Genomic DNA, 7,186 nt, shown 5'->3' with positions numbered 1-7,186 from the left:
TGGTGGAGGTGGCAGGATATACCTCGAGGGAACATCCTCTTTCGTAAACCATGGCAGTGCAACCAATGCCAATATCACTGCCAATGGGGGAACCACTCAGGCAAGCTCGGGTACACCGAGAAGTGGGCAGGATGGTACCGTGCGTATCGTACGCCCACAGGTAAGCTCACTCAATTTTACCAGTGGTACCCTCACCATCAATACATCCACTGCCGAAATATCCCACACCGATGGTTCCTTTCTCCTGGGAGAATTGGCTGACACATCATTCACCGCAACCGACGGTACTTCATATTCCTATAAAATCGCCACTTTCACTGCCGATACAATCAACCTCGGTTCCGGAGTAGTGGTAAATGTAACCGGGGATAACGCACTTTCTCTGCGTACCCGGAACCATGGCAACCTCACCCTCGGCACCACACTAAATGTGAGTGGCGGGGCAGCCACCGAAAGCCCATATGCAGGTGGAGCAGGAATGGCAGGCGGGTTCGACGGGGGCTTGCCCGATGCCAATGGCTATGGGCCCGGCCGGGGCAAGGCAAAGAGTTTGATTTCTGGAACGAATGAGCAAGGAGGAGGAGCAGCTTATGGGGGGCGTGGCTACGATACAGATTCAGGTTACAGCCAGGCATACAGTTCTGCAGATTTAACCAACCACTTATTGGGCGGTTCCGGCGGTGGCGGAGGAGATGTGTATGCCGGTGGTGCCGGTGGTGGAGCCATTGAATTGGTAGCCCATGGAGATGGAGTCCTCACCCTATCCGGCAGTATCAAAGCAAACGGAGGAGATACATCACGCCATCATAATGAGAGCGGTGGAGCAGGCTCCGGCGGTGCAATCCGTCTGGAAGGTGGCTCCGTTTCCATATCCGGCACACTAGAGGCCAAGGGTGGCAACGGGCTGTCTGCCACTCCCGGGGGCGGTGGCCGAATCGCCATCAAAACCAATGGTAATTTAACCTTGGGCACGATTGCCCTGGATGGCTACCGTCCGGGCACCCTACATATTTCCGGTGCCACTTCGACAAACTCCATCAATTATTCCAGTGGCACCCTTACCTTTGATACCACTCATGGCTACTGGCACCATTCCTCAGGTGCCCATGGTACTGGATTGATAGAGCAAAAAGATGACAATGGCATTACTTACAAGACATGCACCTTTACCTTTGACTCTATCAACATGGCATCGGGGTTGACAGTGGTGCTTGTGGGCAAGAACGCACTCATTTTAAAAACCCGCAACCATGGAAATATTTCCGTGGGCACTACCCTATCTGCCGATGGTGGAAGTTCCCACACAACTTACTCCTCCTACCTTTATCAGATGGGGTTTGGTATTGGGAAACTAGGTGGGCATGATGGAGGACTAGCCATTAATTCTACCAGTGGAATCTCTGGTTTTGGGCCCGGTAAAGGTAAGTATAAAGGCGGCGGAGTATCTGGAAACCAAGTCGGTGGTGGGGGCGGATATGGAGTACCCGGGCAATACCATGCCAATGACACCAGTTTTGGAAACACTTATGGAACGGATAACCTGACTCACTTACTAGGTGGATCGGGAGGTGGAGCTGGCGGGCTTTCCGGTGGTGGAGCAGGAGGCGGAGCGATTAGTATTGAAGCCGATGGAAATGGTACAGTTACGATTTCTTCTGGAGGCGGAATTTCTGCAAACGGTGGGGGTGTTGCCAAGAGTACATACAACGGTGGTGGCGGAGGTTCCGGAGGCTCGATTCGTATCGCCGGAAAATCCATCCATAATTCTGGAAGTATTCAGGCAAAAGGAGGCATCCCTCCGACCACATCCAGTACCTACTCCGGCGGTATCGGTGGTGGTGGCCGGGTGGCATTCAATTATTCGGATGGTTTTACCCTTGGTAGTGTGGATGTGGGTAGTGGGGTCTATGCCGGATCGGTCGGGCAAAATACTCCTCCCACCGTCACATCTGCGGATACTGCAGCCGTAAAATATTCTGACACTCTTTATCAGAAACATTCCGCAACCCGCTATGAAGACTTGTTATTATGGTACCCATTCGATGAGACTGATGGCTCAACCGCTGTAGACTTTTCAAAACATGGGCGAAATGGATCCCTCAAAAATATGACTTCCGCAAACCGTGTAAGTGGAAAAATGGGCCGGGCGTTATCTTTCGATACAATTTCATCCAAAACCAGTGCGGATACAAGCGGACAATACCTGGACCTCGGGTCATGGATTTTTGGTGGGGCACACTCCATTGCCATGTGGGTAAAAGCCGATGAATGGCGCAACAGTGTATCTCTCTTTGATCTATCCGGTAGTGACCGGGTGGAATTAAGAATGCAATCAATTAGTTCAGAAAACCTCTTCCATTCCCTTAGCGGTACAGCAGGAGGAGATGAATCTATAAGTACAGCAGTTCTGGATTGGGAAACCTGGGTGCATGTAATTATAACAATCGAAGATGGAGGAACCAATGCATCCACCGGCAAGGTGTATGTGAATGGATCCCTTACCAGCACCACCGGCTCACTTACTGTTCCGGATAGTGTACTCCGTACCGAACAATACATCGGGCGCTCCCACACCACAACCAAACCTTATTTTGCAGGCGATCTCGATGATTTCAGGCTATATGGAATCGCCCTGAGTGCAGACGAAGCCCTCGCGGTATACAATGAGAAAGATGCTTCCGCATGGTACCAAATTACTGCCCTTAACAACCCTACACAATTTTCGGCAACAGGACTACCGAATGGACTGGCCGTTAATCCAGATACTGGTGATGTATATGGGCATACCACATTACTGGGGAATCATACTGCGAATGTGAGTGCTTCCAACCTCTCGGGTAGTGATTCGAAATCAGTCACCTTTACGGTATCGGCAAATACACCCTTACTGGCCGAAGTACAGGCAACTGCCATCGGATCCACCTCTGCCACAGCCAGGTTTAATCTTTTATCCACTGGCGGAGCGGACACATCCTCGATCACTGTTTATCATGGCAGTTCAGACCAGGGTAATACAACCAGTGGGTGGAGTGGAAACTCTTCCCTATCCGGTGCCCAGAGCACAGGATTTCTGGAACTGGGAATGTCCGGACTCTCCGCCAGCACAACTTATGTATTCCGAATCAAAGCAACCAATTCTGCCGGAGATGCATGGTCGGCACCTATATCCTTCACCACCGGCACACAGGCACAGGCACCATCGATTGCCGCACTGGATGCAACCTCGGTGGCAGGGACTACTGCTACTGCCAATGGGGACCTTCTCTCTTTTGATGGATCGGACCAACCCACTATTACTATTTATTGCGACACCGAGGCAGGACTGGCATCCAATACCAACGTTACCGTACTCACCTCATCTTCGACCTCTGCACAAATTATTCACGGCAGTCCACATAACAGCCACCCTGTAACTGATGCATTTGATGGTGATACTTCAACTAAGTTTCTAACTGGAGATAAGGTAAACAATGGTTTGATTATTTCACTCGGTACATCAGTAGTTAGAAAACTTACTATAACCAGTGCAGACTCAGTTGCCAGAAACCCAGGTACTTATGAAATTCATGGTTCCAACAATGGGGTAAATTACAGCCTTATTTCATCTGGAAATTTTCCAAGTGCTACCGCAACATTTCAGGAAAAATTTGTGGAGTTTAATAACTCTGTTTTTTATTCAACCTACAAAGTTGTATTTCCGACAAATCTTGGAGATAGTACATACATTGGATTTGCTGAATTGAAATTATCCGGCCCGTCCCCCGCCCTATCTTCAAGTGCCAACTTAGGCACCAAAGCTGTTGGTACATTTACCCATAATTTGACCGACTTAACCCAAGGCACAGTCTACAAATATTTATTCAAGGCAACCAACAATGGGGGCACCGCATATTCTGGGGTAAAATCCTTTACCACACTTGGACCACCTGCGGTTGAGACCACTGCTGCATCAGAAATCACCAAGACCTCCGCCAAGCTCAATGCCAACCTCACCTTCGCCAATGGTTCGGATACCTCGGTCACCTTCTATTGGAATACATCCGATGGTGGCACCACTGCATCGTCTTGGACATCTGGTTCAGGTGGCTCCCACCAACTTGCCGGCACTCATGGAGTCGGCACGCTCTCTTATACTCTCAGTGGGCTAACCACCGGTACGACCTATTACTACACCGTAAAAGCATTGAACCCGCAGGGAACAGTTTGGGGGACAACAAGAACCTTTGTACCTGCCAATACTGCCCTCAATGAATACTCGATACCTGATTTGGCTCTGTGGCTGGATGCATCGGACATTGATGGGGATAGTCAGGCAGATAGCGTCACTTCTGCGGTTCCCGTATCCTCATGGACGGATAAATCGGTAAGTGGTATTGGTGTAAGCCAATCCAATGCCGATCTGCAACCATCCCAACTGGGCAATCAATTCGGAAGTAAGCCAGCTGTGCGTTTTGACGGTGCGGGAGATGTACTCAACCTGGGCAGTATCCGCACAAGCTCGGGTGGTTACTCCGCATATGCATTGGTAAAACGGGAAAGTGAATCAGGAGATGACAATGCCCACTTGATTAGCGAATCCACCTGGTCTCTCATCCCCAACACATCCAAAGATGCATTTTCTGCCAAGGTAGTAAAATCTTCCTCGGCCAGTGGCAAGACGCTGACCAATATCAAGCTCGGCCGAAGCCCCAATTCCACAACAAATCATTTTGGTGGAGACTTGGCAGAACTACTAATTTTCTCTCGTGAGCTTAATTCCACAGAAGAACAAAAGATTGAGGGTTATCTCGCCCACCGCTGGGGAGCAACGGATAGCATAGGTTCTAATCATCCCTACAAAACTGTGGCTCCTGTTTTTGATAACAATCCGTTGATTGGAAGTATTTCATCTATTTCTATCACGACTGGCCAACTCGTTAGCATTGAGGTTCCTGCAAGCAGAAATCCAACATCATGGACGGCAACAGGTTTAGCCAGCGGGTTAAGTATTGATAACACTGGAATTATATCAGGAACAACCAACTACATTGGAAGTTTTAATGCCACCGTAACCGCTAGCAATGAAGATGGGACCCATTCAAAATCAATTTCATTTACCGTCTCCAAAGGAAACCGGATAGTTACTTGGGACCAGAACTTCACTGGAATGACCTATGGAGATGCACCGGTTTCTCTGACTGGTACTGCCACTGGATCGGGTGATTTTAATTACACATCCAGCGACTCCACCATTCTCGAGATTAATGGTACCACTGCCATCATTCGTGGAGGTGGTACAGTTACGGTGACTGCCACCGCGGCAGAAAACTCCACGATGTTTGCCGCAACTCCAGTAGCCAAATCAATCTCTATCGCAAAAGCACCATTGATTGTCACTGGGCAGGACCTCTCTCTATCTGTGGGCGACTCCATTCCTGACGATCTAAATTGGACTGCCACGGGGTGGAAACATAATGACGCGAGTCTTTCAGTAGGTAAAAATCCAGCAAATCTTAGTAGCTTAGCATTATGGCTCGATGCGGCAGACAGCAGCACAATTACAGAGTCCAACCAACTTGTAAGTCAATGGTCTGATAAAAGTGGTAATAATTATCATGCTACGCAATCTACCCATGCGCAAAAACCAACTTACTTACTATCAGATAATTTACTAAATAATAACCCATCGATAAGTAGTGGTTCAGCAAATGGGGAAATCGGGGTTTCGTTACCAACTATTTCTCTTCAGGAAATCTATTTGGTTGCTTACTATAAGGATGGTTCTGATTCAACTTTTGATTCTCATAGTACATTGATATCTGGCCCAGGTGGATACGGACTCAATCGAGTAATGGGCGGCGAAAATTCATCTAACCTGGTTAATTCTTCAAATTTTAATGATGGAGGAACTTACAAAAATGGGTCAGCCACATCCTCTTCCGCTATTCTTCCAATGCCGGGTTCTATTTTAAGACTTACCAGCTCTACTCCGAAAAGTGAAGATAGGTGGCTCTTGTATAATAATGCAAACAATGATCGCGGATGGGTTGGTGGAATTGGAGAGGTGATTGGTCTATCATCTACGGCTTCCGCTTCAGATAGAGTTGCTATAGAGGGTTACCTCGCCCACAAGTGGGGCTTGGCCGGTAGTCTGCCAAGCAATCATTCTCATAATCAGATTAGTCTATCGCAGGGACCGATTGTTACCACGAATGCCACATCCTCAAGCCCATCTGGTGCATATGCAGTTACAGCAAGTGGGGCTGTTGCTAATAAATATTCATTCATCTATGAGGATGGAAGCTTAGTGCTGTCCAGCCTGACCGAGCAGTCGATTACATGGGGGCAGAACTTCAGCGGTGTGGGAGTGGGCCAGATTGTCGACTTAAATGCCTCGGCCTCCTCGAACTTGGCTGCACTGTACTCGGTGAGCGATAGCACTGTCGCTGAGCTCGCGGTGACCAACCAGAGCTCGTTAAAAGCATGGTGGAAGCTGGATGAAACCAGTGGGGATGCCTCGGACTCCTCGACCTTTACCAACACAGGATCCCTGCGCAACGCTCCAATCTATTCAGCCGGCAAGTTTGGAAATGCGATTACTCTGGATGGAACAGATGATTTCATCCAAGCCTTTACCTACAATGGAATCGGAGGAGGTATCCGCCGCACCATTGCTTTATGGTTTAAAACATCGACTGCAAATAAGCCCATCCTCCAGTACGGAGCGTCAGGTGCTGCCACACTTTATAAATTATCTCTTAATTCCTCAGGAGCCGCAGTGCTGGATTTTGGGGGTTCAGGAAATGCCATTACCAGTTCCACCACCGGATTGGCAGACGGGAACTGGCACCACTTGGTTGCGACCCTGCCAGCAGATGGAACCATTGGGGATGCAAGGCTCTACATCGATGGGACCTCCAACCAGGTAACAAATACCACTTCGGTAAACACATCCACTAGTGCAAACCTGATCATCGGAACAGATGGACCATCTGGCAGTAGCTTCTTCAACGGCCAGATCGATGATGTGCGTTTCTACGAGGCGGAGCTCAACTCCACGCTCGTCTCCCAGCTCTATGGAAATGGAAATGGGGACTTCAACCGGTTAAAGGTAAATGCGGCCGGCACGGTCACCCTGACTGCCAATCAACCGGGCAATGGATCCTATGCCCCTGCCCCATCGGTTACTTTGAGTGCAATTTTTAAT

1 protein-coding gene is annotated in these 7,186 nt (G+C 49.0%); it reads left to right on the top strand.

The genetic code is table 11. The annotated features are described in order from the left end of the window. The coding region (locus ACKPQ4_RS02860; RefSeq protein ID WP_407679705.1) for a LamG-like jellyroll fold domain-containing protein at positions 1-7,186 on the top strand (7,186 nt) is incomplete at both ends.

This window comes from Candidatus Chordibacter forsetii, assembly GCF_964187505.1.
Lineage (GTDB): Bacteria > Verrucomicrobiota > Verrucomicrobiia > Opitutales > Seribacteraceae > Chordibacter > Chordibacter forsetii.
Note: the sequence above shows the minus strand (reverse complement) of the source record. Positions and strands in the feature narration are given on the sequence as shown.